Source organism: Vibrio sp. Vb1574, from assembly GCF_033338675.1.
Genome location: NZ_JAWOTC010000169.1, coordinates 1 through 1,529 on the forward strand (window position 1 = coordinate 1; position 1,529 = coordinate 1,529).

Sequence of the window (1,529 nt, forward strand, 5' to 3'; positions counted from 1 at the left end):
ACCTTTCGCACCTAGTTTCTTCAACACTTCTTCATCAGCTACTGAACGATCTTTCAGAGTTAGACGTAGACGAGTGATACATGCGTCAATTGAAGTTAGGTTGTCATGACCACCTAGCGCTTTTAGGTATTGACGAGCTAGGTCACCACTTTTTGCTTCACCTGCTGGTGCTGCTGCTTGGCTATCATCATCTTCACGGCCTGGCGATTTTAGGTTAAACGCGCGGATTGCGAAGCTGAATGTGAAGAAGTAAAGAGCACCGAAGCCAAGACCAACTGCACCTAGTAGTAGAGGTTTAGTTGCTAGACCGTAGTTCAACAAGTAGTCAATTAGACCAGCAGAGAATGTGAAGCCGTGTAGCGTACCAAGCATGTTAGCAACAACTAGCGATAGACCAGTGAACACTGCGTGAATCGCGTATAGAGCAGGAGCTAGGAATACGAACATGAACTCTAGAGGCTCTGTGATACCAGTTAGGAATGAACAGAATGCAACAGAGAACAATGCACCACCAACTTGGCTACGTTTCTCAACAGGAGCCGCTAGGTACATAGCAAGTGCTGCACCTGGTAGACCAAACATCATTACTGGGAAGAAACCGTTCATGAATACACCAGCGCTCTTATCGCCGCCGAAGAAACGGTGTAGGTCACCAGATTTAACTGTTTCAGTTACTTCTTTAACAGTTGCTGTAATTTCTGGAGTTACTGAGTTAGCGAATTCAAATGTGTGAGTTTGACCAGCAACAAGTGTCTTAGCTAGAGCTGGGTCAACACAAAGTTGTTGTAGTGCAGGAAGAGCTTGACCAGCAGCTGTTGCGCCAGAAACTAGCACTTCTTGACAAGAACCCATACCAAACCAGAAGAAAGAGTTCAGTACGTGGTGTAGACCCACAGGAATTAGAGCACGGTTAAGCGTACCGTATACAAACTGACCGATTGCGCCGGAAGTAGAGATACCGTGAGCAAGTGCATCTAGACCACCTTGGATTGTTGGCCATACAATACCTGAAACAGCACCAGCAACTAGGGCGAACAAACCAGCCATAATTGGCACTAGGCGCTTACCAGAGAAGAATGCTAGCCACTCAGGAAGGCGTGTAGCATGGAAAGCGTTGTAAGAATGGCCAGCAATGATACCTGCGATGATACCACCGAAGAATGACATGTTAACTGACGCATCGATTGTTGACGCTGTCGCAGTAAGTACGAAGTACGCAACCGCACCAGCAAGACCTGCAGCACCTTGACCGTCTTTTGATAAGCCGATCGCGATACCTAGACCAAATAACAATGGAAGGTTAGAGAAGATTGAGTTACCGGCTTGTGCCATAAACGCGATGTCAAATACATCAGGTTGGCCCAAGCGCAGTAACAAGCCTGCGATTGGCAAAGTCGCGATAGGAAGCATAAGAGCTTTACCTAACTTCTGCGCGTATCCGAGAATATTCACCTTAAGTTCCCCCTATAGGATTCGATGTTATGTTGAATGACTTATTTCAGTCGTTCAATTTAGTCATCGTCAGTTTA

1 protein-coding gene is annotated in these 1,529 nt (G+C 46.3%); it reads right to left on the reverse strand.

Translation table 11 applies throughout. The features are described 5' to 3' along the window. Nucleotides 1–1,452: N-acetylglucosamine-specific PTS transporter subunit IIBC (gene nagE, locus R7O12_RS24510; RefSeq protein WP_318126641.1), on the reverse strand; the 1,452-nt coding region annotated here is incomplete at its 3' end. Nucleotides 1,453–1,529: the final 77 nt, after the last annotated feature.